This window comes from Sphingopyxis terrae subsp. terrae NBRC 15098 (genome assembly GCF_001598815.1).
GTDB classification, from domain to species: Bacteria; Pseudomonadota; Alphaproteobacteria; order Sphingomonadales; family Sphingomonadaceae; genus Sphingopyxis; species Sphingopyxis terrae.
On sequence record NZ_BCZQ01000035.1, the window covers coordinates 1 to 23102 of the forward strand.

The 23102-nt window shown below is 64.5% G+C and carries 21 protein-coding genes and 3 pseudogenes; 7 read left to right on the forward strand and 17 right to left on the reverse strand.

From position 1 onward, the window contains the following. Positions 1-216 (forward strand): transposase (locus STE01S_RS17350; protein ID WP_174531814.1); only part of this gene is annotated, 216 nt, incomplete at its 5' end. Between the two features lie 25 nt (positions 217-241). Here the strand turns inward: STE01S_RS17350 and STE01S_RS20985 are convergent. Then, a complete protein-coding gene (locus STE01S_RS20985; RefSeq protein ID WP_082813400.1) occupies positions 242-481 on the reverse strand; it encodes a hypothetical protein in 240 nt (79 codons plus the stop codon). Here STE01S_RS20985 and STE01S_RS19830 point away from each other — a divergent pair. After that, positions 471-1303, forward strand: a pseudogene (locus STE01S_RS19830) (IS3 family transposase); the annotation flags it as partial. The gene STE01S_RS20985 and the pseudogene STE01S_RS19830 overlap by 11 nt on opposite strands. A 209-nt stretch (positions 1304-1512) precedes the next feature. Here STE01S_RS19830 and STE01S_RS17365 read toward each other — a convergent pair. Further along, a pseudogene (locus STE01S_RS17365) lies at positions 1513-2809 on the reverse strand (IS110 family RNA-guided transposase). A gap of 153 nt (positions 2810-2962) precedes the next feature. Here STE01S_RS17365 and STE01S_RS19835 point away from each other — a divergent pair. Both STE01S_RS19835 and STE01S_RS17370 read left to right on the forward strand, forming a co-directional pair. Next, a pseudogene (locus tag STE01S_RS19835) lies at positions 2963-3301 on the forward strand (integrase core domain-containing protein); the annotation flags it as partial. A gap of 380 nt (positions 3302-3681) precedes the next feature. Further along, on the forward strand, positions 3682-4536 hold the full coding sequence (locus STE01S_RS17370; RefSeq protein WP_255266009.1) for a tyrosine-type recombinase/integrase: 855 nt from the start codon (positions 3682-3684) through the stop codon (positions 4534-4536). 219 nt (positions 4537-4755) lie between these two features. Here STE01S_RS17370 and STE01S_RS17375 read toward each other — a convergent pair whose 3' ends face one another. After that, positions 4756-5313: a TetR/AcrR family transcriptional regulator gene (locus STE01S_RS17375; protein ID WP_062770039.1), complete on the reverse strand. Its 558-nt coding sequence runs from the start codon at positions 5311-5313 to the stop codon at positions 4756-4758. A 68-nt stretch (positions 5314-5381) separates the two neighbouring features. On the opposite strand from STE01S_RS17375, the gene STE01S_RS17380 reads away from it, so the two are divergent. Together STE01S_RS17380 and STE01S_RS17385 are read left to right on the forward strand one after the other, a co-directional pair. Beyond that, on the forward strand, positions 5382-5810 hold the full coding sequence (locus STE01S_RS17380) for a hypothetical protein (protein ID WP_162928315.1): 429 nt from the start codon (positions 5382-5384) through the stop codon (positions 5808-5810). Further along, positions 5807-6151, forward strand: a complete 345-nt coding sequence (locus tag STE01S_RS17385; protein ID WP_058812931.1) for a hypothetical protein — start codon at positions 5807-5809, stop codon at positions 6149-6151. The genes STE01S_RS17380 and STE01S_RS17385 overlap by 4 nt, the downstream gene beginning before the upstream one ends. 230 nt (positions 6152-6381) lie before the next feature. On the opposite strand, the gene STE01S_RS17390 is transcribed toward STE01S_RS17385, so the two are convergent. After that, a complete protein-coding gene (locus tag STE01S_RS17390) occupies positions 6382-7077 on the reverse strand; it encodes a pirin family protein (RefSeq protein WP_062770045.1) in 696 nt (231 codons plus the stop codon). 53 nt (positions 7078-7130) lie between these two features. After that, positions 7131-7829 carry a pirin family protein gene (locus tag STE01S_RS17395; protein WP_062770047.1) on the reverse strand — a complete coding sequence of 233 codons (699 nt, stop codon included), beginning with the start codon at positions 7827-7829 and terminating at the stop codon, positions 7131-7133. Positions 7830-7940: 111 nt separating this feature from the next. Between STE01S_RS17395 and STE01S_RS17400 the strand changes: the two genes are divergently transcribed. Further along, positions 7941-8870 (forward strand): LysR family transcriptional regulator, encoded by a 930-nt coding sequence (locus STE01S_RS17400; protein WP_062770050.1) that lies wholly within the window; start codon positions 7941-7943, stop codon positions 8868-8870. Here STE01S_RS17400 and STE01S_RS17405 read toward each other — a convergent pair. The 12 genes from STE01S_RS17405 to STE01S_RS17460 all read right to left on the reverse strand — a co-directional run bounded on the left by STE01S_RS17405 (position 8867) and on the right by STE01S_RS17460 (position 23100). Further along, positions 8867-10225 (reverse strand): alginate export family protein, encoded by a 1359-nt coding sequence (locus STE01S_RS17405; RefSeq protein ID WP_062770053.1) that lies wholly within the window; start codon positions 10223-10225, stop codon positions 8867-8869. The genes STE01S_RS17400 and STE01S_RS17405 overlap by 4 nt on opposite strands. Beyond that, on the reverse strand, positions 10225-11802 hold the full coding sequence (locus STE01S_RS17410; RefSeq protein ID WP_062770056.1) for an MFS transporter: 1578 nt from the start codon (positions 11800-11802) through the stop codon (positions 10225-10227). Before STE01S_RS17410 ends, STE01S_RS17405 begins: the two co-directional genes overlap by 1 nt. Beyond that, positions 11799-12209: a DoxX family protein gene (locus STE01S_RS17415; RefSeq protein WP_062770059.1), complete on the reverse strand. Its 411-nt coding sequence runs from the start codon at positions 12207-12209 to the stop codon at positions 11799-11801. The genes STE01S_RS17410 and STE01S_RS17415 overlap by 4 nt, the downstream gene beginning before the upstream one ends. A gap of 3 nt (positions 12210-12212) precedes the next feature. Beyond that, positions 12213-14144, reverse strand: a complete 1932-nt coding sequence (locus tag STE01S_RS17420; RefSeq protein WP_062770061.1) for an amidohydrolase — start codon at positions 14142-14144, stop codon at positions 12213-12215. Next, positions 14141-14389, reverse strand: coding sequence for a XapX domain-containing protein (locus tag STE01S_RS17425; RefSeq protein WP_062770064.1), 249 nt, complete (start codon positions 14387-14389; stop codon positions 14141-14143). The genes STE01S_RS17420 and STE01S_RS17425 overlap by 4 nt, the downstream gene beginning before the upstream one ends. 24 nt (positions 14390-14413) lie before the next feature. Then, positions 14414-15250, reverse strand: a complete 837-nt coding sequence (locus STE01S_RS17430; protein ID WP_062770067.1) for an alpha/beta fold hydrolase — start codon at positions 15248-15250, stop codon at positions 14414-14416. Between the two features lie 68 nt (positions 15251-15318). After that, positions 15319-15978 (reverse strand): hydrolase, encoded by a 660-nt coding sequence (locus tag STE01S_RS17435; protein WP_062770070.1) that lies wholly within the window; start codon positions 15976-15978, stop codon positions 15319-15321. Between the two features lie 402 nt (positions 15979-16380). Then, complete coding sequence (locus STE01S_RS17440) at positions 16381-17781, reverse strand: DUF1254 domain-containing protein (protein WP_062770073.1); 1401 nt, start codon at positions 17779-17781, stop codon at positions 16381-16383. Positions 17782-17812: 31 nt separating this feature from the next. Continuing rightward, positions 17813-19354, reverse strand: a complete 1542-nt coding sequence (locus tag STE01S_RS17445; RefSeq protein WP_062770076.1) for a long-chain-fatty-acid--CoA ligase — start codon at positions 19352-19354, stop codon at positions 17813-17815. Further along, positions 19351-20175, reverse strand: a complete 825-nt coding sequence (locus STE01S_RS17450) for an EthD domain-containing protein (RefSeq protein ID WP_062770079.1) — start codon at positions 20173-20175, stop codon at positions 19351-19353. The genes STE01S_RS17445 and STE01S_RS17450 overlap by 4 nt, the downstream gene beginning before the upstream one ends. Then, entirely contained in the window at positions 20172-22205 is a 2034-nt protein-coding gene (locus STE01S_RS21090; RefSeq protein ID WP_082813403.1) for a pyrroloquinoline quinone-dependent dehydrogenase, read from the reverse strand. Before STE01S_RS21090 ends, STE01S_RS17450 begins: the two co-directional genes overlap by 4 nt. Then, positions 22156-23100 carry an extracellular catalytic domain type 1 short-chain-length polyhydroxyalkanoate depolymerase gene (locus tag STE01S_RS17460; protein WP_082813404.1) on the reverse strand — a complete coding sequence of 315 codons (945 nt, stop codon included), beginning with the start codon at positions 23098-23100 and terminating at the stop codon, positions 22156-22158. Before STE01S_RS17460 ends, STE01S_RS21090 begins: the two co-directional genes overlap by 50 nt. Positions 23101-23102 lie beyond the last annotated feature (2 nt).

Genomic DNA, 23102 nt, shown 5'->3' on the forward strand with positions numbered 1-23102 from the left:
CGGCTCAACAAGGAGGTCAAGCGCCGCGCCGACGTCGTCGGAATCTTCCCGAACGAAGACAGCATCATCCGCCTCGTCGGGGCTGTGCTGATGGAGCAGAACGACGAGTGGCAGCTCCAGCACCGATACATGCAGATCGAAGGCATGGCCGAACTCAACCAACCCATGATCGAGGAGGAAAATCAGCCCCTACACATCACCGCCAAAGCCGCCTGACGATGGCCCACGGCCACAGCCGAAATTACACCACCTTGACGGACGCGACCAGCGGGCGAAGCTCGAACGTCTCGAAATCGCGGGTCTGGAGGATTTCCGAGGAGATCGCCTTGCCGCTGTAGGCAGTATAGGTGCCGTAATAGGTATGGCCGCCATTATCCTGCTCGAAACGTACGAGGCGTAGGTCCTCCTGATCTGCCCCCTTCTGAGTGGTCCAAAATTGATGATATTTTGGATTACGAAGGAGATTATGAATGCCGAGCAAGAAGCATCGCCCGGAAGAGATTATCGGCAAGCTGCGTGAAGCGGAAGTTGTGCTAGCGCAGGGGGCGACGACGGCTGAAGCATGTCGGCGGATCGCGATCAGCGAGCAGACCTATTATCGGTGGCGCAAGGAATATGGCGGCCTGAAGACCGACCAGGCGCGTCGGATGAAGGATCTGGAGAAAGAGAACCAGCGGCTTCGTCGTGCGATCTCGGACCTGACGCTGGACAAGCTGATCCTGCAGGAAGCTGCCCGGGGAAACTTCTGAGCCCCGCGCGCCGCAGGCGCTGTATCGATCATATCAGAACGATGATGCCGGTGTCCGAGCGGCGGGTCTGCCGCGTGCTCGGGCAACATCGATCGACACAGCGCAAGGTGCCTCGCGGGGCAGATGACGAAGCGGCTCTCACCGAGGATATCATTGCGCTGGCGCAGCAATATGGTCGTTATGGCTATCGGCGCGTGACGGCGTTGCTGCGCAATGCGGGGTGGCATGTGAACCGCAGCCGGGTTGAGCGTATCTGGCGCCGCGAGGGACTGAAGGTCCCACAAAGGCAGCCGAGGCGCGGGCGGCTCTGGCTGAACGACGGATCGTGCATCCGGCTTCGGCCCGAGTATCCCGGCCACGTCTGGTCCTACGACTTCGTCGAAGGGCGGACGCATGATGGCCGCAAATATCGGATCCTGTCGATCATCGACGAGGCGAGCCGGGAGTGCATGGCGTTGCCGGTAGCGCGTAAGCTGAAGAGCGACGACGTGCTTGCGGCGCTGGCCGAATTGTTCGTCACGCGCGGGCCGCCGGCGCATATACGGTCGGACAACGTCCTATGTTGGGAAGCAGCGGCGGGAACAGGCCAGCAGATCTCGTTGCGCCGAATGTGATCGGCGCTGATGATTTTATGATCCAGATGGCTTCCATCGTCAAGGAAGGCGCTCTCGGCCATAGCAAACATAGGATCCATCGATCATCGGGATCGTGGTCCTCACCGTCCTTAAGATGAGATACGCATGCCAGATGGAAGGCCCGAACATTATCTACAGGGTCGCCGTAGCGCCCTCACGGCACAGCAGAGAGGGGTCCTTCCATCTGGTGTCCGCCCGTTCGACGAACGGGCGGTACTCGGTTCCCGCCTTGATGACGGCGTGCACGACGCGCGCCATCTTGGCGGTGAGAGCGGTCATCGCCTTGCGGCGGCGATCGGGGTCGTCGGCATGGCCATCGACATAGCGGGAGAGCTTGTCACGGAAGCTGTTGTTGGGTTGTCGGATCGCGACCTGCGTTGCCATCCAGAAGGTGCGTCGCAGCCGGGCATTGCCGTACTTTGATAGCTTCGTCCGCCCCCGAAATATCCCTGACTGGTAGGTAGCGAGGTCGAGGCCGCAGAACTTGAGGAACTGGCGATGGTGGCTGAACCGGCGCAGATCGCCGGCCTCGGCCAGGATCGTCAGGGCGTTGATCGGACCGATACCGGGGATCATGCGCAGGAGCTGATAATCGCTGTTCGTCGCCAGCGCGTCATGGGCGATCCGCTCGATCTCGTTACGCTGCTGAATCAGGGTGCGTGCCTGGGCGATGACCATGCGGAACATGGCGACCGCCGTGGAATCTTCGTCGATCGGCAGCGCGATCGATGCACAGGCGGTCTCGTAAATATCGTTGACCACCCGGGCCTTGGAGACCTTGCGACCGATCAGCGGCCAGGCCTGTTCGGTGAACGCCTCGCGTCCGATCGAGGTGATGCTGCCCGGCGTCGGGAAGCGTTCGATCAACGCCAGGAACCAGTCGGACCGGCTGTTGCCGGCGAAACGCTCGATCTCCGGAAAATACAGTGGCAGATAATGCGTGAGGATCCGATGCCAGGTCTGGGTCTTCGCCTTCGATATGGCTTCATGCGTCTTCGACATCTCCTGCAGATCGTTGATCCCTGCCGCCAGCGGATCGACATAGCGCTGGGTCGCGCCGACCTTCAGCATGTGCAGGATGACTTGCGCGTCCTTGGAATCATTCTTGTCCCAGCCATTGTGCAGCGCTTCGCGTGTCCGGGCCAAGGCGACCGACGAAATCAGGCGCAGTTCGCACCCGGCGGACAGCAATCGATGCGCCAACGTGCGGTGATAGTTGCCGGTTGCTTCAAAGCCGACGATCACGGGCCTACCGATGGTCGTCAGATCGTCCGCCAGCCGGTCATAGTCCGCCTTCGTTGCCATGACGGTCATACGGCGTCGGCGGCCGCCCTCCGGTCGTTCGAGGAGAACCTCCTGGCGGTGCTTCGACATATCGATGGCTACCAGGACGGCGTCGGGTGGCGTAGAATACAGCTTGGTCATGATCGGTCAGCCTCCAAAGGGTTGTGTCGACAACTTCTCTTTAGAGACCTGCTGGCAGGTCATGACTGCCTTGATGAAGCCGGCGGGCGCTACGCGCCCTTGTCTCCATCAAGGCATCGCGGCCCTTCGAAAGGCTGCTTCCCAATGTGCTATGGCCCGGAGTTTATCGCGACCGCCGTGCAGGAATGCCTGGCGAAGGTCGGCGTGAAGACGCTCTAAATCACGCCCGGATCGCCATGGGAGAATGGCTATTGCGAAAGTTTCAACGGGTCCCTGCGTGATGAACTGCTCGACGGCGAGATCTTCTACTCGCTCGCGGAGGCCCGGATACTGATCGAAGCCTGGCGGCGGCATTACAACACCGTCCGGCCGCATAGCTCGCTCGGGTATCGACCACCGGCTCCGGAAGTCGTTCCATCGCCAGTGTCGCCCTCCGGTTCCGCTTCGCTCCACCTACGGCCAACACTGGCGATGGAGGCGTCAATGCACTAACATATAGCCCGGACCACTCGGCGGGGGCCGGTCACTTGCCAAAATCTGTGATGGTTCCTATGATGGTTTCGGCGATATCTCGTTGCTGATTTGCGTGAGAAATCCGTCGCTTTGGCGCCCCGTTGCGTTCCTCTTCTGGGCACCATTTACCCCTCTCCTGACATCCCAGAACCATCGACAAAACGGCAGAAATCTGCCATTTTCTCCTTGATCCTGTCTTTTGGTGTCCGAGGATATTCCACTCGATCTCACTCGAAATGGGGCCACCGGAATAGGCGATGGCCCCACGGCCATTTTCTGGTGGCCCCATCGCTGGCTTGAGATGTCGCACCGGCTGAGACCTGCTTGCAGGAGTTGAGTCGATGTCCCTTACCGATGTTATGATCCGTTCGCTTAAGCCGGAAGACCGTCCGTACAAACGCGCGGACGCCGGAGGTCTCTATCTGGAGGTGCGCCCGACAGGCGCAAAGCTCTGGCGCTTCAAGTATCGGCACCTCGGAAAGGATAACCGCATCGCGCTCGGGGCATATCCGGAAGTGCGCTTGGCCGAGGCGAGGCAATTGCGCGACGATGCCCGGCGTAAGTTGCGCGAGGGCGTGGACCCGCTTGCCGAGCGCAAGCGCCAGAAGCTGATCGCGCAGTTCAATGCCGGAAACACGTTCGGTGACATTGCCAAGGAGTATATCGACAAGTCGGTCGCCGAGGGGCGAGCCGATGCGACGACGGTGAAGGCGAGCTGGCTCCTCGACCAGCTCAAGCCTATCGCGACCATGCCTGTCGCCGACCTCAAGCCCGTTGAGGTTCTGGCTGTGCTCAAAAGGATCGAGGCGCGCGGCCAATATGAAACGGCGCGTCGCGCCCGCTCCTTCGCCAGCAGGGTCTTCCGCTATGCGGTCGCGACTGGAAGAGGAGAGAGCGATCCTGCTGCCGTGTTGCGGGGGGCGCTGATCGCCCCGCGTGTGACGCACCACGCTGCGCTCTTGGAACCGGAGGCAGTTGGTGCGTTGCTGCGGTCTATCGATGCATACACCGGAAACACGATTACGCGGCTCGGGTGTCAAATTGCGCCTCATGTGATGGCCAGGCCCGGAGAGCTGCGTAAAGCCCTGTGGTCGGAGATCGACCTCGATAGTGCGGTATGGAATATTCCTGCGGAGCGCATGAAGATGCGCCGGCAGCAGGCCATCTTACGACCCGGCATCGCGCGCCTCGGGCCGATGCGCCCTCAAGCATAGCCCGGCGCGAGCGGCACGCAACCGGCTTTCGCGGCGACCGGTCCGACGCGAACATAATTGCCGTGCGAGGGGGCGTCCATTTGCGGCTAACTTATCGTGCATGCGGCGTTTGACACGCTGGCGAGCTTGGCCTCGGTCATGGAGCGGCCGCTTGTCTGAGCGCAGCCCATGCTGGCTGGCGATGGAAAAGTCGTCCCGCAAGGGGCGGCCTTTTCCATATCAGAGAGCGCGACCGAGATGGGGGATGGCGAGCGCAGCGCGGGCCGCGAGATCGGGCCCGCGGCCGATGTCGATGATCGCGAGACCGTCAACCGCCGCGACGATCATCGCGGCGACGGCCTGCCGATCGGCGGCCTCGTCAATCGCAAGATGCGCCTCGACCCATGCCAGGAAGCCGGCCAGCATCGCTTCGGCGATGGCGGGGAAAGGGGCTTCGCCGCGGCCCGCCGCTGCAATCATCTGAACCCATAGTCGCATATAGGGCCGGATTTCGGCGCGCGTGACGAGTGCCCCGGCGCGTTCGAGGAGGGCAAGCGGTGCGAGCCTCTCGCCTTCGCCGACCGCTTCGCCAATATGCCCGGCAAGGTCCGCGGCGATCCGCTGCGCGGCGCAGCCCAGCACCTCGGCCTTGTCGGCGAAATAATAAAGCAGCATCCGGTCGCTGACCGCCGCCGCGCGCGCGAGCTCGCGCAAACTCGTCTGCGCGAGCCCATGGTCGAGCAAATGCGCTGCCAGAGCGGCCTCGACCCGTGCACGCTGTTCTTCGCGGCTGACCATCTTCACCTCTTGCGCCCGCTGCTAGCGATCGATATGAATGTAGCAACTGCTACATGGATTCGCATCTGATGATTTACGGACCTGACCATAAGCTGTTCGAGCTTGCGCCCATTGGCGCGGCGCTGGTCTTTGTCGCCTTCATCTTTGTCAAAATCGCGCGCCCGGCCAGAGCGCGCGGTAGCTGGCTGCTGGCGGCGGCTGCGTCATCGCTCTTCGCGATCTGGAGCGGTTACGCTGGGCTTACCGGCGGCTGGGTCGGCTTCTGGCCGCTTCATCAGGCCGGCGTTTGGGGCAATCAGATCTGGTTCGATCTGCTGCTCGCGGTCGGCGCCGCCTGGTCGCTGCTCCTGCCGCGCGCGCGATCGGTCGGGATGCGGGTGGTTCCTTGGACCCTCTTCGTCCTGGCGACCGGCAGCATCGGCCTTTGTGCGATGCTCGCGCGCTGCCTTTATCTGGAAGCATCGCCGCAGGGCGAATCGGGAGGGGATTTGGCATGACCTTGTTTCGGCTGTTTCTGGCGATCTGTTTGGTCGTCATCATCGCCTATACCGGCGTCACCATCGCGCATCACGGCTGGAATCTGCTGCCGGTCTTTTTCGGCGACATGGCGGCAATGAGTTGGCCCGGCCAGTTCAATCTCGACTTCTTCTGCTTCCTGCTGCTCTCCGGCCTCTGGACCGCGTGGCGGGGGCATTTCAGCGCGGCATCGCTTCTGCTGGGCCTCGTCGCGGTTTTTGGCGGGATGCTGTTCCTGTCACTCTATCTCTTGTGGCTGAGCTACCGATGCCGCGGCGATGCGCGGGCGATGCTGCTCGGTCCGGTGCGCGCGCAAGGCTGAACCATGACGCCGATGCTTTACGTCTCGCTCCTGCTCAACGTAGCGGTCCTCATACCGGTTTGCCTGGGTCTTGCGCGCGGCGCCCGCTGGGCCGATGAGGCATGGGGGCCGCCGAGTCCGGCGCGGGGCATATTGCTAAGCATTTATGCCGCGATCCTGATCCTTTCGGTGCTTCTGCTGTTGCTCGGCCAGCCGTTGCTCGCCGCGCCACTGCTCGCGGTGCAGATACTTTACAAGCTGATGGCGCCCTTCATCGTGCGAGACTGGCGCAATCCTGTCATCCTGAGCAATCTTGCTATCGCGGCGCCGTCACCTTCGCGCATTTTGGTGCCATTGAGGCCGATGATGCCACTGATTATCTGAACCCAATAGCCTCGCTTCGGGTCGATTTGTCGTTCGATCAATTGGCCGTCGTCAAGCCGGGCGATCGCTATCACCGCATCCTGCCGCAGCGTCAGCGATTCGCGGCGCGCATCGCCGCTTGCTATCGTGACCCAACGGTTCCGCGCACCGTCGTCGGCAAACGACCTTTGTTCGTAAGAAGGCGCGCCGCCGGCCTCGGCCGGAATGATCCATATCTGGAGCAGATGGGTGGGTTCGTCGGCACTGGGGTTGCGCTCGCTATGTCGGATGCCGGTGCCGGCACTCATCCGCTGCACCTCGCCCGCGCGAATGGTCGCATTGTTGCCCAGATTGTCGCGATGCTCAACGGCGCCTTTCAGGACGATCGTCACGATCTCCATGTCTTGATGGCCGTGCTCGGGGAGGCCAGCGCCGGGGACGACGCGGTCTTCGTTAAGCACGCGAAGAGCCCGGAATCCCATATGCCTGGGGTCGTTATAGTCAGCAAAGGAGAAGCTGTGGTGGGCGTCGATCTGACCGCCTTGGTGACGGCCACGCGCGCCGCGATCCCTGAACTGGATCATCTATTTTCTCCTGTGGTGGAGCGCCGCCGCGATGGCGACGCTCCAACCTGTCGTTATGCTGCGTCAACGAGGACGATCTCGCTGTCCTCGATCGCTGTCACGCGCAATACGTCCACATCGCTGATCGCGGCGCCATCGCGTGCATTCACGCGGAGGTTGTCGATCTGCACCGCGCCCGTCGCCGGGACGAGATAGGCCTTGCGGTCCTTGCCGAGCGGATATTCGGCCGTCTCGCCGGCCCGCAGTGTCGCGCCGACGACGCGCGCGTCGGTGCGGATCGGCAGCGCGTCATTGTCATTGTCGTAGCCCGAGGCGAGCGTGACGAACTTGCCCGAGCGTTCGCCCTTGGGGAAAGGCTTGGCGCCCCACTGCGGCGCTTCGCCGCTGCGGGTCGGAACGATCCAGATCTGAAAGATCTTCGTGGTAACGTCCTCGAGATTATATTCCGAATGGCGGATACCCGTTCCGGCGCTCATGACCTGCACGTCACCGGCTTCGGTACGGCCCTTGTTGCCGAGATTGTCCTGATGCGTAATCGCGCCTTCGCGGACATAGGTGATGATTTCCATGTCGCGGTGCGGATGCGGCGGGAAGCCGGTTTGCGGCTGGATCGTGTCGTCATTCCAGACGCGCAAATTGCCCCAGCTGGTGCGCGCGGGATCGTGATAGCCCGCGAACGAGAAATGATGCTTGGCGTCGAGCCAGCCGTGATTGGCGCCTCCAAGGCTGTCGAAAGGGCGAAGTTCGATCATTTTGTGTCTCCAGGGCGCGCCGGGGTGGCTGCCGTTGAGAAGCTTTTAGACATTGCCCGTCATTTGGTTCAGTGGGATAAATTGCATCGAACTGTTCGAGGAAATGGAAAAGTGAACAATCCCGGTACCCCGACGCTGGACCAGCTTCGCATCTTCCTTGCTATCGTCGACACGGGCAGCTTCGCGGCGGCGGGTCGTCAGCTCAATCGCGCGGTTTCGGTGATCAGCTACGGTATTTCCAATCTTGAGGCGCAGCTCGGCCTCACGCTCTTCGAGCGCGAGGGAACGCGCAAACCGCAACTCACCGTCGCGGGCCGCGCGCTGTTGTCGGAAGTACGCGCGATTTCCGTCGGAATCGATGGCCTGCGCGCCAAGGTAAAGGGGATGCTCGACGGCTTGGAGGCCGAGGTCGATCTCGCGGTCGACGTGATGCTGCCGTCCGAAAGGCTCGGCAAGGTGCTGCGTGCCTTTGCGACCGAGTTCCCGACGGTGCAGCTCCGGCTTCATGTCGAAGCGCTGGGGGCGATTACCGCAATGGTTCTCGATCGCAAGGCGATCCTTGGCATATCGGGGCCGCTGGCCGCCGGGGTCGAGGGGGTCGAATGCATAGCGGCGGGATCGATCCCGATGGTCCCGGTCGCCGCGCCCGACCACCCGCTTAGCCGGATGGAACGTATCCCGCCGGGCGCGGGACGCGACTATACGCAGCTTGTCCTCACCGACCGATCGCGGTTCACCGAGGGGCGCGACTATTCGGTGACGAGCCCCAAGACCTGGCGACTTGCCGATCTCGGCGCCAAGCACGCTTTGCTGCGCGAAGGCATAGGCTGGGGCAATATGCCGCTGCCGATGATCGAGTCCGATCTTGTCACGGGAACGCTGATCCAGCTTGCGATGCCCGATCATCCGGGAGGGACCTATCGCTTTGCGGGCGTCTGGCGCCGTGATACGCCGCCTGGCCCGGCGGCATTGTGGCTGCTCGAACAATTTGTCGAGCTCGGACAGGATGACGCCGAGCTAGCCGGGATGATCGATCTCTAGAGTTTCAGCATTGCCTCGGCTCCAACCATATGGATCGTGCGGGCTGGTCCGGTGTCGCGGATATAAGAGCCGGGGCGAAAGGCGGAGAGCGAGGCGGCGAAGGACAGAAGCGTCGTCGCTTGCCAAGCAACCGAAATTTCCAGCTGGTCGCCGATGTGGCGCGCTTCGCTGCCGCCAGCGGGACGGATGATGTCGCCCGGTATGTCGTAAATGCCATCGCCGGGGCTTTCTCGCCAGAAACGTGCGGCGACGAGTTCGAGCGACGCCCCATCACCAAGGTCGAAATCGACGCTGGGATGGAGGTTGATGATGTTGCGCGGCCCGATCGGCGACAGTTCGCCGAAATATTTGCCCTTCGGGAATAGCGCATTGAAGGTGCCGAGGCTGTCGTCCGTGGCATCGCGGTCGCCGCTGGCGATGTTCGCGCGAAGGCGCAGGCGCGGCTTCAGGGCCGCCTGCGGAAAGCTCCAGCTGGTTTCGGTCGCGAGCGACCAGGCGCGAATATGGTCGCCCGCGAAGTGGCCCCGCTGGAGCATCGCTTCCCAATTCCAGCCCAGGTCGCCGCGGCGTCCGAAGAAGCGTAGCCCGAAAGTGTCGCGCATTTCGCGCCCGGTGCGACTGGCAAAGCGCGCGGCTTCATTGGTATATTCCAGCCAATAGGCGTCGACCCCGATGTCCTTGGCGGGCGTGACGGTCACGTAAAGCCCGTCGAGCCGCCGGGTCGTTGACGTGCGGTCGTCGAAATCGCCGGCACCGATCGCCACGGGGCGGAGATGAAATGCGTCGAGGCGGACCGGGCCAATATCCGCGATTGCGCGCACGCCGTCGAAGGCCTGCGGAATATTGGGGCCATAGCGGATGCCGACAAGCCGCTCTGACCCGAGCGCAACGAGTTCACGCCCGCCGCGCAGCGTCAGCTTGCCGGCGCCGCCGAGCGCGACGCGGACGTCGGCAAAACCCTGCAACAGGTCGATCCCGCTTTCGTCGGCCGGCCCCTTGCCCGCGCCGACACCGCGCGCATAGCCGGCGATACCTTGCACGAAGACGCGCGCCGGGCCGGCGTGCAGATCCGCATGCGGCATGACACGCAGCCAGAGATAGCCGTCGTCGGGAGCGGGCGGATCGCCCCAAAGATTGTTGCCGAAGCCCTCGAAACGCGCTCGTGCTTCGGCGCCAAGGCTCAGATAGGCATCGCCCGTGTCATCGAGCGGCACATATTTGGGCTGCCGCCAGCCTTCGCGCGGCACGTCGCGCAGAAGCGACCAATCCTCGTCATAGCGCAAATTGGTCTGCTCGACCGATTGCGCAAAAACCGTTGCGGGCGCGAGCGCGGCGAGGAGCAGGAGGTGCCGCATCAGCGGGTGACGAAATGGCGCACCACTGGTGCCTCGCCGTTCAGAAAGGCAGCGAGCGCGTCCTGCTGCACGCGGTCGGCGTTGGTGACGCGATCATGCTGGCGCAAATGTTCGAGCCAGCTTTCGACGGTGAAGGTTTCCACCACCGTGCCGGGCGCCGCGGTATCCTCGTAAACACCCCAGTGGATCGCGCCGTCGCGGCGGCGAATGCGGCGCATCGCCTGCATTGCGGCGAAGAAGTCGGACAGCTTCGCCGGGTCGACGTGATATTCGATCGTCACCAGCACCGGCCCGCTGTCATGTTCGACCGCGCCGTCGACAAGCGGCGCAGGCCAATGCGACGAGGGCGCAAGATCGAGCGCGCTCGCGCGGTCGAGCGGAAAGCGCCAGGCGAGGATCAGGCTCGCTACAACGAGCAAAGTGGCGGAGGCAAGCAGGGTCGATGGCACGCCGATGTGCGAGGCGATCGATCCCCACAAGGTCGAGCCCGCCGCCATCGAACCCTGGAAAATGAGCAGGTAGATGGCGAGCGCGCGCGCCTTGACCCAGCCCGGCGAGGTTGCCTGCGCGCCGCCGTTGAGCGACGCCATCATTGCGATCCATGCGAGTCCCGCGACGAACAACGCCGCCGCGGCGGTCGCGAATTGCGCCGTCTGGGACAAGCCCGCCATGGCGATGGCGAGCAGGATCGAGGCGGCGAGGGTGATCGCATTGGCGCCCATTGTGCCGCGCAGCTTTGGCATCAGCATCGCGCCGCCGATCGCGCCCAATCCCATGAAGGTGAGGAGGCCGCCATAGCCAAGCGGGCCGAGCCCAAGGTCGCGGCGCGCGATGATCGGCAGCAGCGCCCAGAGGCCACTGGCGAAGAGGAAGAAGCCGACCGAGCGGACGAGCACGACCTTGAGTTCGGGCGCGCGCAGCGCATAGCGCAAGCCGGCGCGCATCGCGCCGACCATATGCTCGGCGGGCAGGTGCCGATCGGGAGCGACGCGCCGCCAGCGCGCGAGCACCGCCAGGATGCCGAGGATGGAAAGGGAATTGACGGCGAATACCGCGCCCGGCCCGGATGCTGCGATGATCAGGCCGCCGAGCGCGGGGCCGATCGCGCGCGCGATGTTGACGCCCAGCGAATTGAGCGCGACCGCCTGTTGCAGTGCGGGTCCTGGCACGAGTTCGGGGACGATCGCCTGGAAGGCGGGCGCCGAGAAGGCCGCGCCAATCGCGATGGCGGCGGTAAAGGCGAGCAGGATCCGGGCGTCGGTCAGACCCGCGAGCGTCAATGCCGACAGAATTGCCGCGCCGGTTAGGCCGAACAGTTGCGCCCCCATCAGCAGCTTGCGCCGGTCGACGATATCGGCGAGCGCTCCGGCGGGAAGCGCGAGGACGAACATCGGAAAGGTTGTCGCGGCCTGCACCAATGCGACCATCAGCGGATCGGGCGACAGCGAGGTCATCAGCCAGCCCGCTCCGACGTCGTGCATCCAGGTCCCGATGTTCGAGACGACCGTAGCAATCCACAGCGCGCGGAATAGCGGGCTTGCGAGCGGACGCGGGGGAGGGAAAGCCGTGTCGGTCATGATTTTTGCGTCCGCAGGATCGCGGCGAGCATCAGGCCGCCGATCAGTCCGACATGTTCGAGGAAAGTATTGCGTTCGTGGAAGCGCGCGATCGGGTCGGCGACCTGCCAGAAGGGATGCGCGATCAGCGTCGCCGCGGCGGTGAACACGCCGAGCGCGCCCGCGCCGAGCCACGCCTGGCGGCCAAGGATGACGAGCAGCGATCCGCCGATCTGGACGAATATAGTTGCGATGACGGTGAGTATCGCAGGTTCGAGCCCAAAATGCCGCGCCTCGCCGAGCGCGCCGTCGAGGTCGAACAGCTTGGCGATGCCGCTCGTCCAATAAGGCAAGGTAAGAAGCGCTGCAGCGAGGGTTGAGAAGCCGCGGGTGCCGAGCAGGCGGGCGATGGGGGCGGGCGCGCTCATCGGTCAGACCGCCCAGCAACCGCAGCCGAACGCGCCCCAGAAGCTCTGGACGTCGGCGGCGGGGATATTGGCGCCGAGCGCCGCGGCATGATCGTGGCTGTGGACGGCGCAGGACGAAGCGCAGCCGCACGCCGCCGCCATCTTTTGCGCGCCTTCGGGCCGACGATAATGGCCGCCGAAGGTCGCGACCGGCGACCAGTCGGGCATCGGCTTGGGCAGCGCGGGGGCGATCGGGCCATAATCGCCCTCGCCATGCACGATCTTGCCGCCGAGGATGGTCAGCACCGAACGCAGATGCACGATCTCGCTTTCAGCGACGCTGAAATAATCGTCCGACAGCAAGGCGAGATCGGCAAGCTGGCCGGCCTTGATCTGTCCCTTCTTGCCGACCTCGTTCGAGAACCACGTATTTTTTTCGGTCCACAAGCGCAGCGCGGTTTCGCGGTCGAGGCGGTTGCGGACGGGATATAGCGTCGTGCCGCCGAGCGTCTTGCCGGTCACGAGCCACGAGAGCGAGACCCACGGGTTGTAACTCGCAACGCGCGTCGCGTCGGTGCCGGCGCCGACGGGGATTCCTGCCTCCATCATCCGCTTGATCGGCGGGGTCGCCTCGGCGGCCTTGGCGCCATAGCGTTCGATGAAATATTCGCCCTGGAACATCATCCGGTGCTGGACCGCAATGCCGCCGCCGAGAGCGGCGATGCGGTCGATGTTGCGCTCACTGATCGTCTCCGCATGGTCGAAGAACCAGTTGAGGCTCTGAAGCGGGATGTCGCGGTTGACCTTTTCGAAGACGTCGAGCGCGCGCCCGATCGTCTGGTCGTAGGTCGCGTGGAGCCGCCACGGCCACTTCCGTTCCGCGAGCAAGCGGACGACGGGTTCGAGGTCGCTTTCCATGTTCGCCGGCATGTCGGGCCGCTCGACCCGGAAATCCTCGAAGTCGGCGGCCGAATAGACGAGCATCTCGCCCGCGCCATTGTGACGATAGGTGTCATCGCCGTCGCCGGGTTTGACCTGGGTCGACCAGGTCGCGAAATCCTTGAGCTCTTCCTTCGGCTTTTGCGTGAAGAGGTTGTACGCGATGCGCAGCGTCAACTCGCCATCCTGGTGCAGTTTTTCGATGATCTGGTAATCGTCGGGATAATTCTGGAAGCCGCCGCCCGCGTCGATGACGCTTGTGACCCCCAATGAATTGAGCTCGCGCATGAAGTGCTTCGTCGAGTTGAGCTGATACTCCTCGGGCAACTTCGGACCCTTGGCGAGCGTCGCGTAGAGGATCGTCGCATTGGGCTGCGCCAGCAGCAGGCCGGTCGGGGTTCCGGCGGCGTCGCGGACGATTTCGCCGCCCGGCGGGTTCGGTGTGTCCTTCGTATATCCCACCGCACGCAGCGCCGCGGCGTTGAGCAGCGCGCGGTCATAGAGGTGGAGGATGAACACCGGCGTCTCGGGCGCCGCGGCGTTGATCTCGTCGAGCGTCGGCAGGCGCTTTTCGGCGAACTGATGCTCGGTAAAACCGCCCACGACGCGCACCCATTGCGGCGGCGGGGTGTTTTCCGCCTGGCGTTTCAGCATCGCCATCGCCTCGGCGAGGCTCGGCACGCCGTCCCAGCGCAATTCCATATTATAGTTGAGCCCGCCGCGGATGACGTGGATGTGGCTGTCGATCAGTCCCGGGATCAGACGGCGGCCTTTGGCATCGATGAGGGTTGCATCGGGCCCGGCGGCGGCACGGACCGCCTGCTCGCTGCCGACGCTCAGAAATTTTCCGTCGCGGATCGCGACCGCTTCGGCGACGGGATTGCCCTTGTCGAGCGTGGTCACCTTGGCGTTGACGATGATCAGATCCTTGGGGCTCATGGCGAAGCTTTCCGATGATGAGAGAAGGGCGGTGGTGGCGGCGCCGGCAAGCGCCTGGCGTCGAGTGATCGGGTTCATGCGTCGTGCTCTGTGCGCGGCGCCGGCGTGCCGAGCACTTGGGGGGCACAGTCTTCGCGGACGAAGCGGGCCAGTTCGGTGGTATCGGCGAGCCGTTTTACGACGGGGACGATCTGTTCGCCGAGCAGGATTCCGGCGAGCCCGACGAGCGCGACGACCGGAGGAGCGGGAGAACGGACACCGAGCAGGCTGTAGACAAGACCGGCGAGCAGCCCGGCGCCCAGCGAGACGAGATAGATTTTCACGGGGTCCGTCCTCCCTTATTTGCCTCAGGCTTGCACGAAGGCGAGCAGGTCAGGGTTGATGACGTCGGCGTTGACGGTCAGCATGCCGTGGCTGAAGCCCTCATAGATCTTGAGCGTCGCATTGGGCAGGATTTCGGCCTGGAGCACGCCGGCATTCTTGTACGGCACGACCTGATCATCGTCGCCGTGCAGGACGAGCGTCGGCACGTTGATCGCCTTCAAATCGTCGGTTTGGTCGGTTTCCGAAAAGGCCTTGACCCCGTCATAATGCGCCTTTGCGCTGCCCATCATGCCCTGGCGCCACCAGTTGTCGATTACGGCAGGAATGACGTTCGCGCCGTCGCGGTTGAAGCCGTAGAAGGGGCCCGAGGGCAGGTCGCGAAAGAATTTCGACCGGTTGGCCGCCAGCTCACTGCGAATGCCGTCGAACACTTCGATCGGCAGGCCGCCGGGATAGCGGTCGGTCTTCAGCATGATCGGCGGCACCGCCGACACCAGCACCGCCTTGGCGACGCGGCCCTGCGGAATGCCGTAGCGGGCGACATAGGCTGCGACTTCGCCGCCGCCCGTCGAGTGCCCGATATGAACCGCGTTCCGCAGGTCGAGATGGTCCATCACTGCCGCCGCATCGGCCGCATAATGATCCATGTCATGTCCCTCGCTCACCTGCTGCGACCGGCCATGACCGCGGCGGTCGTGCGCCACGACACGGTAGCCCTTGGCGAGGAAGAAGAGCATCTGGTTGTTCCAGTCGTCCGACGACAGCGGCCAGCCATGATGGAAGACGATCGGCTGCGCGTCCTTCGGACCCCAGTCCTTGTAGAAGATTTGGGTTCCGTCCTTGGTGGTTACATAGCTCATGACAAATTCCCTTCAGCATTTGGATGGAGTGGACCGGAACCAACAACCCTCCGGTCCGGCGGGTGAAATCAGTGGCTGCCCTCGGAGGCGCCGAACATCGTCTTGGCATAGGTGATCCCAAGGCCGTAGGCGCCGCCCCATTTGCGAGCGATGCCGGTGGTCAGGTCATAGGTTTCGGCGCGCGCCCAGTCGCGCTGCAGTTCGAGCAGATATTGCAGCGAGGTGATCGGCTTTGCGCCGGCCTGCACCATGCGCTCGACGGCGCGCTCATGCGCTTCGGTCGAGATATCGCCGCTCGCGTCGGTGATGACATAGGCGTCATAGTCCTGTGCCAGCGCCGAGAGCACGGGGCCAACGATGCAGACCGAGGTCCAGAGGCCGGCGAACACGAGCCGCTCCTTGCCGATGCGATTGACTTCGCCGATCACGGCGGCGTCTTCCCAGGTGTTCATGCTGGTGCGATCGAACAGCGCCTGCCCCGGAAATGCATCGGTGATCTCGCTGAACATCGGACCGGAGAAGCTCTTCTCGGCAACCGTGGTCAGGATGGTCGGGACGGCAAAGCCGGCAGCGCTGTTGGCGAGCAGGGCCGCGTTGTTGCGAAGCAGTTCGGGTGCGATCGACTTGGTGGCGAACGCCATCTGCGATTGGAAATCGATGAGGACCAGCGCGTGGTTGCTGGGATCCAGCAGCGCCTTGGCGGGGGACGGGGTGGCTTTGATCGACATGGTTGGCAATCCTTCTCTGGAAGATCGGTGATCCCGATCGTTCGGGGTGCAGTCGGTCTACGCAGGGGCGACCCTCCCAAACAGTGAGATAAAATTGCCGCTTCCATTCTAAAATATAGAAAAGAAAATCATCGGCGCCGCGCGGCGACCAGTTACTGCATTCGGTTTTCGTCAATGGCATGGATGCAGCGGGCGTGCCGGGGAGCAGATATCCTCCCGCCGGCCGAATGCGGGAACGTGAAGACCTCAGCACAAGCGGATGCCAAGGTTAGGAGCCAATCATTTGATGCGACGGTCGTGCTTAAAAACCTCGGTGAGGGGTGTCGCTCATGTTTCTCTCGCGCCACGTCGGTCATCCGCGGTCGGTTTAGGACCGATGATCCCGCGCACGCGATCATCGCGTCAGGAGCCCGGCGCTGGCTTGGCGGCGACCTTTTTCAGCGGCGGAACGCGCCACTTGCGTTCGATGAGTTCCGCTCGCGGCATATAGGCGCGCAGGGCGAGGCGCATCGTTCCGGCCGGGGCGGGCAGCCAGTTGGCAGCCATTGCGCCTTCGGGCCTATCGCGCTGGATCAAGATGACGATGCTGCCGTCGGCTTCGCGAACCAGCCCGGGCGTCCGGTCGCCGATCGAATAGCGACCGAGGGGATTTTCGACGAGATAATAGCGTCCGTCCGCCTGCGCATCATACATGGTCAGCGACCAGAAGGCGTCGGCCGGTACGCCGCCGGGCGGCAGGCGCCAGCGGTAGCTGTTGGCACCGCTCAGCCGTTCGCCGCTGGCATCGAAGTTTGCGTGGAAATACATCGCCTCCTGCTCGCCCAGCGCCGCGATACCCCCCAGCGCGATCATCGCGCGCAGATGGTCGTTGGTACCGAAATCGCCGACGCCCCGCGGCTGATAGCTCCAGCCGTTGACGACCAGGTCGCGGAACAGAAAGCCCTGCCGCAGGTCAGCGATACCCGATGGCAGATAGGCCGCCCAAGCGGCGAGGAGGGCGGGCGAGGGCGGCGGTGCGTCGGCGCCGATGCCGAGCGCCGCGAAGCGTTCGGCCCGCACCAGCTGCCCCGCGCCGCCTTTCGATCGCGCGAGCATCTCATTGACCACCGCGAGGAAATTGGCGGCATCGCTCGCTTCGCGTTCGGCGCGCACGTTGAAGCCGCGCGCCGGCGGCCGGCCCGCGGCGACTGTCGCACTGATCTGCTGCTGCAGCGCTTCCGCAGCGGGGAGATCGTCCGGGCCATCGACGAGTATGCGCGCGAGCATCCATGCATCGTTGGTGGTCGATTGCACAAGCCGAACGCCCTTGGGCGCCTTGCCATTCCAATCGGGCCCGACGACCCAGACCCGCCCGCCTTCGCCGCCGGTCGTACGCGTTCCCAGATAGGCGAAATTGTCGGTGAACGCGTCCATGAAGGCGACCGAGAAATAGCGATGGCGCATCGTCGGGATCGACACCTCTACCGGCCCGCCCGAAAGCTCGAGGAACAGCGACGAATAGATGGTGTCGTTGTTGGGCGCGGTGACGTTGCGCGAGCGATAGTCGGAGAGCTGTGAGCGCTGCTTGATATGGTTGAGCGTTCCCGGGCCGCCCACGGATTCGGTCAGCGTCTGCTCCATCCGCGCAAATTCGAACAGGGGGAAGGCGTAGTAGAAGGCCGCCTGCATGGCGGCATCGCCGGCTCCGGCGGGCGTCATCGCACGAACTGCGGGCGTGAAGGCCGCGGCGGCGACCGGCAGGGTCGCGGCAAGGCGCAGCAGGTGCCGCCGCGCCATCGGCTGGCGATAAGTCAGGACCGTCATCTCTCTCTCCTCAATTCGCGGCGGTGCCGGCTCAGCCCACCCTTCGTTCGTGCTGGTTCCAATAGGGTTCGCGCAGCGCGCGGCGCAGGATCTTGCCCGCCGCATTGCGCGGAATGCTGTCGACGAACTCGATGCGGCGCGGGCATTTATATCCGGCGATCCGCCCACGGCAGAAGGCATCGATCGCCGCAGCATCGGGAGCGGACTTGGTCGGCACGATCAGCGCCAGCACCGTTTCGCCCCATTTTGCGTCGGGAATTCCGATCACGGCGACGTCGGCGACATGCGGGTGATCCACCAGCGCCTTTTCGACCTCGACCGGGTAGATATTCTCGCCCCCCGAAACGATCATGTCCTTCACCCGGTCGCGGATGAACACATAGCCCTCGGCATCGACATAGCCAGCATCGCCGCTGTGGAGCCAGTCGCCGCGAACCGTCGCGGCGGTCGCTTCGGCGTCGTCGGCATAGCCCGCCATGACGACGGGACCGCGCACGATGATCTCGCCGGTTTCGCCGGCGGCGAGCGGGCGGCCTTCGGCATCGACCACGGCAATTTCGACGCCCGCCGGCGCGCGCCCGCAAGAGAGCAGCAGATCGCGTCCGGGCGCATGATCCTCCGGCGTCAGGATCGTGACGGGGCCGGTCGTTTCGGTGAGGCCATAGCATTGCGCGAAGGCGCAGCCGATCCGCGCCCGGGCTTCGTCAAGCGTCGCCGGCGCAATCGGCGAACCGCCATAGACGATGATGCGCAGCCGGTCCGGCGGCGTTTCGACGAGCGCCGGGCTGGCGAGGCAAGCCTGAATCATCGCGGGGGCCAGCGTGGTATAGGTCACGCCTTCATGCGCCATCGTCCGTACCGCGTCGTGGGGATCGAAGTAACCCGCGACGATCAGGCGCGCGCCCGTCTGCACCGCGCGCAGCACCGGGCCGATCCCGGTGATGTGGAACATCGGCGCGGGCGCGAACACGACATCGTCGGGGCCGAGGTGAAGCGGCGGTTCGCCGAAGATCGAGAGCGAATCGAGGACATTGCCGTGCGACAGCATCACCCCCTTCGGCAGCCCCGTGGTGCCGCTGGTGTACATCAGCAGCGCGAGCGCGTCGCGCGACGTCGATGGCGCGGCGGCGGGCGTTGCGGCATCGCGCCACGCGGCGAAAGCTCCGGGGTCGAGCGAGTGCACAGCAAGCGGGCGACCGGACGCAGCCGCGCGGCCCGTATCGAGCAAGGCGGCGTCGGCGAACAATCGCGTCGCACCCGAATGGGCCAAAATATAGTCGATTTCGCGCTCGGCGAGCCGCCAGTTGATCGGCAAGGCCGTTTGCCCGGCGCGCAGGATGCCGAACAGCAGTTCGACCTGCTCGACCGAATTGCGTCCCAGGATCGCCACGCGATCGCCCGGCCGACCGTCCTGCAGAAGCGCCCCGGCGATGCGATCGACACGCGCATCGAGATCGCCGAAGCCAATCGCCGCCGCGCGCGGACCAAGCGTGGGAGCCGCGGGTGCGCGCCGGGCCGAATGGCGAAGCAGATCGTCGAGCGATTGCAGGGTGGCCGATAAGGTCTCAGTCATGGAATAACGCGCTCGTCATGAATGAAATCGATGTCGGGCCGTTCGCCGATGAACATCGATTTCGTTTCGGAATAGGGAAAATCGCCGCCCCATGGCGGCGGTGTGAAGATCGGCGGCGGGCCGAGAAAAGCTGTGCGCCATTGCGCATAATCGTCGAACCATAATTCGGTGACCCGCGTAAAAGGGCTGCGTTCGCCGAGAACCTTGTACCGGGCAAAGCGGCGCAGGCCAGGTAGCGCGGCAAGTTGCGGCGCGTGAACCGCCTCGAACCAGGCCTCGCCTTCGTCCACCGCCACGCCGGGAGGATAGCGCTGAAACAGGATCCAGCGAATATAGGGAAGGTCGCGCGGCGGGGTGGGCTGCGACAGGAACAGCCGGTCGGGATTGGTCGATATCGTGGCGGTCGTGCTGCGAAACAGTCTGTTTTTCGCCCAACCGCCCGGCGGCGGGGTGAAGGATTCCAGATTGTCGCCATAGAGGCTGTTGCGGCGGCTTTCGCGAAAATCGTCGATCGCGTCGAAATGGATCTCGGTCATCCGGCCGTAACCGACGCCGAACCGCGTCCGCGCCTCTTCGGGCGGCAAATAGGAGCGGAACGAGACATAGTTGCGCTGCCACGCCTGATAGGCGCGCCGCACTTCGGGGGCGTGATAGGTCATATACCAGCGGTCGAGCGCAAGTTGATCGACGCCCGGCAGCAGCTCGACCAGAATATAATGTTTGATTGCGCCGGCCGCCCGTGCAGGCGCGGCCATTGCGAGCAGGCCCGCGCCTGCGATCGACCCCAGCAGGGTCCGGCGAGAGGGGGCCGAGCCGATCATGATGACGTTGCCTCCGAGCGGGGCAGGGCGAGCGCGACGAGCCGGTGCGGCGCCGCGCGAAAGCCCATGCCGCAGACGATATACTGCCGCCCGTCCACCGCATAGGTCATCGGCGGCCCGAGCGTGTGATCGGGAAGCGCGACCTCCCCCACCACATCGCCCGTGCGTTTGTCGAACGCGCGCAGCAGTTTGCGCGACTGCCGCGGCGCGTGCGGGCCTTCCCCCATCAGAAGCAGGGTCCGCGTCAGCAGCGGGCCGGTCCGCGACGTCGTTCCGATCCACCCCGGTGCAAACGGCCGAAAGGCTGCACTATCCATCGCGCCCGGCGCGTTGGCGCGCGACCAGACGATCTCGCCGCGATTGAGGTCGATGGCGGTGATCCGGCCATAAGGCGGCTTCAGCAGCGGCAATCCTTGCGGGCCGCGCACGATCGTCGACCGCCCGGCGATTTCGACGTCGCCATCGGGCGCGTCGATCCGGCTGCCGTCGGGCGCCAACTGCATCGAGACCGGCGCGGTGATCGACGGAACATAGAGCGTGGCGGTTTCGGGATCGACCGCTGCCCCCCACCAGTTGGCGCCGCCGACCCAACTTGGCACCATCGTCGTGTGTTCGGTTCCCATCGGAGTGTAGAGCGGCCCGCTGCGATAGCGCGCCAGAATCGCGCGCGCTTCCGTCTTGAGTTCGGGCGTGAAGTCAATCAGGTCGTCGTCACTTATCCCCTGCCGGTCGAAGGGTGGGGGGCGGGTCGGAAAAGGCTGGGTCGCGGCGGTGTGTTCACCCGCAAGCACGGACTGCGGCACCGGCCGTTCCTCGATCGGCCAGACGGGATCGCCCGTACGCCGGTCGAAAACGAAGCAGAAACCCTGCTTGGTGGGCTGGGCGATGGCGGGGATGGCGCGACCATCGACCATGATGTCTACGAGGTTGCCCGCGCACGGAATATCATAATCCCAGATGTCGTGGTGGACGAGCTGGAAGTGCCAGCGCCGGCGTCCAGTTTCGACGTCGATGGCGACGAGCGTGTTTCCGAACAGATTGTCGCCCGGCCGCTCGCCCCCGTAGAAATTATTCGTCGGACAACTGCCGGGAACATAGACAAGACCGAGCGTATCGTCGGCGCTCATCGGCGCCCAGGGATTGGCGTTGCCGGTACGCGCCGCGCCATCGGCTTCCCATGTTTCGGACCCCGGTTCGCCGGGTCGGGGGATCATGCGGAACGTCCATTTCAGCCGACCGCTGCGAACATCGAATCCCATCACGGTGCCGCCGGGCATCGACGCCTGCGTCGGCCGGTCGTTGACATATTGGCCGACGATGACGGTGTCGCGGCAGATGACGGGCGGCGAGGTGATGCCGATCAGTTCGGCAGGCGCATCGGCGCGCGCAAGCCCGGCAGCCATGAGCAGATCGACGGCGCCGTCTGTCCCGAAGCCCGCGACCCGCTCGCCTGTCGCGGCATCGAGGGCAATCAGCCGGTTGTCGCCGGTTCCGATGACGATACGCGCATCCTGTCCGCTGCGCCAATAGGCGACGCCCCGGTGAAGAAATCCCTTGCTCGTTGGATAGCCCGATCGCCAGCTTTGCGGATCATGAACCCACAGCGTCTTGCCGGTCGCCGGGTCGATGGCGGCAACCTGCGACATGGCGGTCGATGTGAACAGCCTGCCATCGACCATGATCGGCGTCGCCTGAAATTCGCCGGGACGCAGATCGGGGTTTTCGGCCAGGATTTTCGCGTCGGGCGATGTCCATTCCCAGGCGATTTCAAGCCTGTCGAAGTTACTCGCATCGATCTGGTCGAGCGGCGAATATTTCGCGGCTGCGTTGGTCCCGCCATAGACCGGCCATTCGCCTTCGCGGCGACGCGGGGGCGCCCCCCGCGCCGAAGCCGATGGCGCAAGGGCCAGCAGCGCGGCCGATGCGGCGCCGGCCAGCAACGTCTCGCGGCGCGTCAGGCCGGGCAGCAATCGCGGATCGTCAGTTGCGGGCATGGTGCTTGAAGAAGGACCAGATGGTCTCGGTCGCATCGAGCGCAGTGTACGGCGTCGTTTCCAGCATCTGCATCCGGTTCGGCGCGCCCGGCCACATATGGGTCGCCGATTTGAGCCGATAGAAGATCACCTCGCTTCCGCCGCGGCAGCCGCTGTGCGTTTCGATCGTGATTTCTTCGTCGCCGTCGCCCGACTGCGTCGATTTGGCAGTGCAACCGTCGGCCCCGGCCCAGAAGTCGACGGCTGAACGGACGGGAAGAAAAGGGCGGCTTTGCGAACGCGCGACGAGCGCCATCGGGCTCGTGCCGCCGTCATATCCGACGACCTGGTCGCGGACCCCATGCATGATGAGCATCGGGACCGGCCGCTTCGGCATTGCCTCGCCGCCGAACATCGCGCCCGCAACCACGGCGGCCGCCGCGATGCGGTCCGACAGGGCAATCGCGATGCGGTGCGTCATCATGCCGCCGTTCGACATTCCGGTCACATACACGCGGTCCGCATCGACGGTGCCGCTGGCGATCATGCGATCGATGATCGCGGCAACGAAAGCAATGTCCGCGCTATTCTCGGTCATCGCATAGCCGCAGCATCCCTCGGCGTTCCAGGTTCCCATGCGCGCCGTGCGCCCGACGCCTTCGGGAAATACCGTTACCAGCCCTTCGCGTTCGGCCAGGTCGCGCCAGCGCGGGGCCATCGTCGCACCGTTCCCGCCGCCGCCGTGCAGGGCGATGACAAGCGGCGCCGGGGCCTTGCCGCGACGGGCGTCGAGCAGGAGGAAATCCCGCTCGACGCCCTGCACCGTCAGATGCTGCGGGAGTGCCTCTGCAGCAACTGGCGGGCGGGAGAGCCCGCTATCGGAGGATGACTGGCCTTGCGCAGCCGAGGTGAGTGCGAGAGCCGCGGCGGCGAGCATCAGCGGGCGGAGCATTG

Coding starts and splice junctions, on each gene's coding strand:
- STE01S_RS17430 (WP_062770067.1), bottom strand. CDS start 15,250: ATGAGCTATGTAACCACCAAGGACGGAACCCAAATCTTCTACAAGGAC.
- STE01S_RS21090 (WP_082813403.1), bottom strand. CDS start 22,205: ATGCGACCGAGACCATCTGGTCCTTCTTCAAGCACCATGCCCGCAACT.
- STE01S_RS17390 (WP_062770045.1), bottom strand. CDS start 7,077: ATGATCCAGTTCAGGGATCGCGGCGCGCGTGGCCGTCACCAAGGCGGT.
- STE01S_RS17445 (WP_062770076.1), bottom strand. CDS start 19,354: ATGACTGAGACCTTATCGGCCACCCTGCAATCGCTCGACGATCTGCTT.
- STE01S_RS17415 (WP_062770059.1), bottom strand. CDS start 12,209: ATGAGCGCGCCCGCCCCCATCGCCCGCCTGCTCGGCACCCGCGGCTTC.
- STE01S_RS17440 (WP_062770073.1), bottom strand. CDS start 17,781: ATGACGGTCCTGACTTATCGCCAGCCGATGGCGCGGCGGCACCTGCTG.
- STE01S_RS17380 (WP_162928315.1), top strand. CDS start 5,382: ATGATTTACGGACCTGACCATAAGCTGTTCGAGCTTGCGCCCATTGGC.
- STE01S_RS17435 (WP_062770070.1), bottom strand. CDS start 15,978: ATGTCGATCAAAGCCACCCCGTCCCCCGCCAAGGCGCTGCTGGATCCC.
- STE01S_RS17460 (WP_082813404.1), bottom strand. CDS start 23,100: ATGCTCCGCCCGCTGATGCTCGCCGCCGCGGCTCTCGCACTCACCTCG.
- STE01S_RS17385 (WP_058812931.1), top strand. CDS start 5,807: ATGACCTTGTTTCGGCTGTTTCTGGCGATCTGTTTGGTCGTCATCATC.
- STE01S_RS17375 (WP_062770039.1), bottom strand. CDS start 5,313: ATGGTCAGCCGCGAAGAACAGCGTGCACGGGTCGAGGCCGCTCTGGCA.
- STE01S_RS17450 (WP_062770079.1), bottom strand. CDS start 20,175: ATGATCGGCTCGGCCCCCTCTCGCCGGACCCTGCTGGGGTCGATCGCA.
- STE01S_RS17405 (WP_062770053.1), bottom strand. CDS start 10,225: ATGCGGCACCTCCTGCTCCTCGCCGCGCTCGCGCCCGCAACGGTTTTT.
- STE01S_RS17410 (WP_062770056.1), bottom strand. CDS start 11,802: ATGACCGACACGGCTTTCCCTCCCCCGCGTCCGCTCGCAAGCCCGCTA.
- STE01S_RS17420 (WP_062770061.1), bottom strand. CDS start 14,144: ATGAACCCGATCACTCGACGCCAGGCGCTTGCCGGCGCCGCCACCACC.
- STE01S_RS17395 (WP_062770047.1), bottom strand. CDS start 7,829: ATGATCGAACTTCGCCCTTTCGACAGCCTTGGAGGCGCCAATCACGGC.
- STE01S_RS17370 (WP_255266009.1), top strand. CDS start 3,682: ATGATCCGTTCGCTTAAGCCGGAAGACCGTCCGTACAAACGCGCGGAC.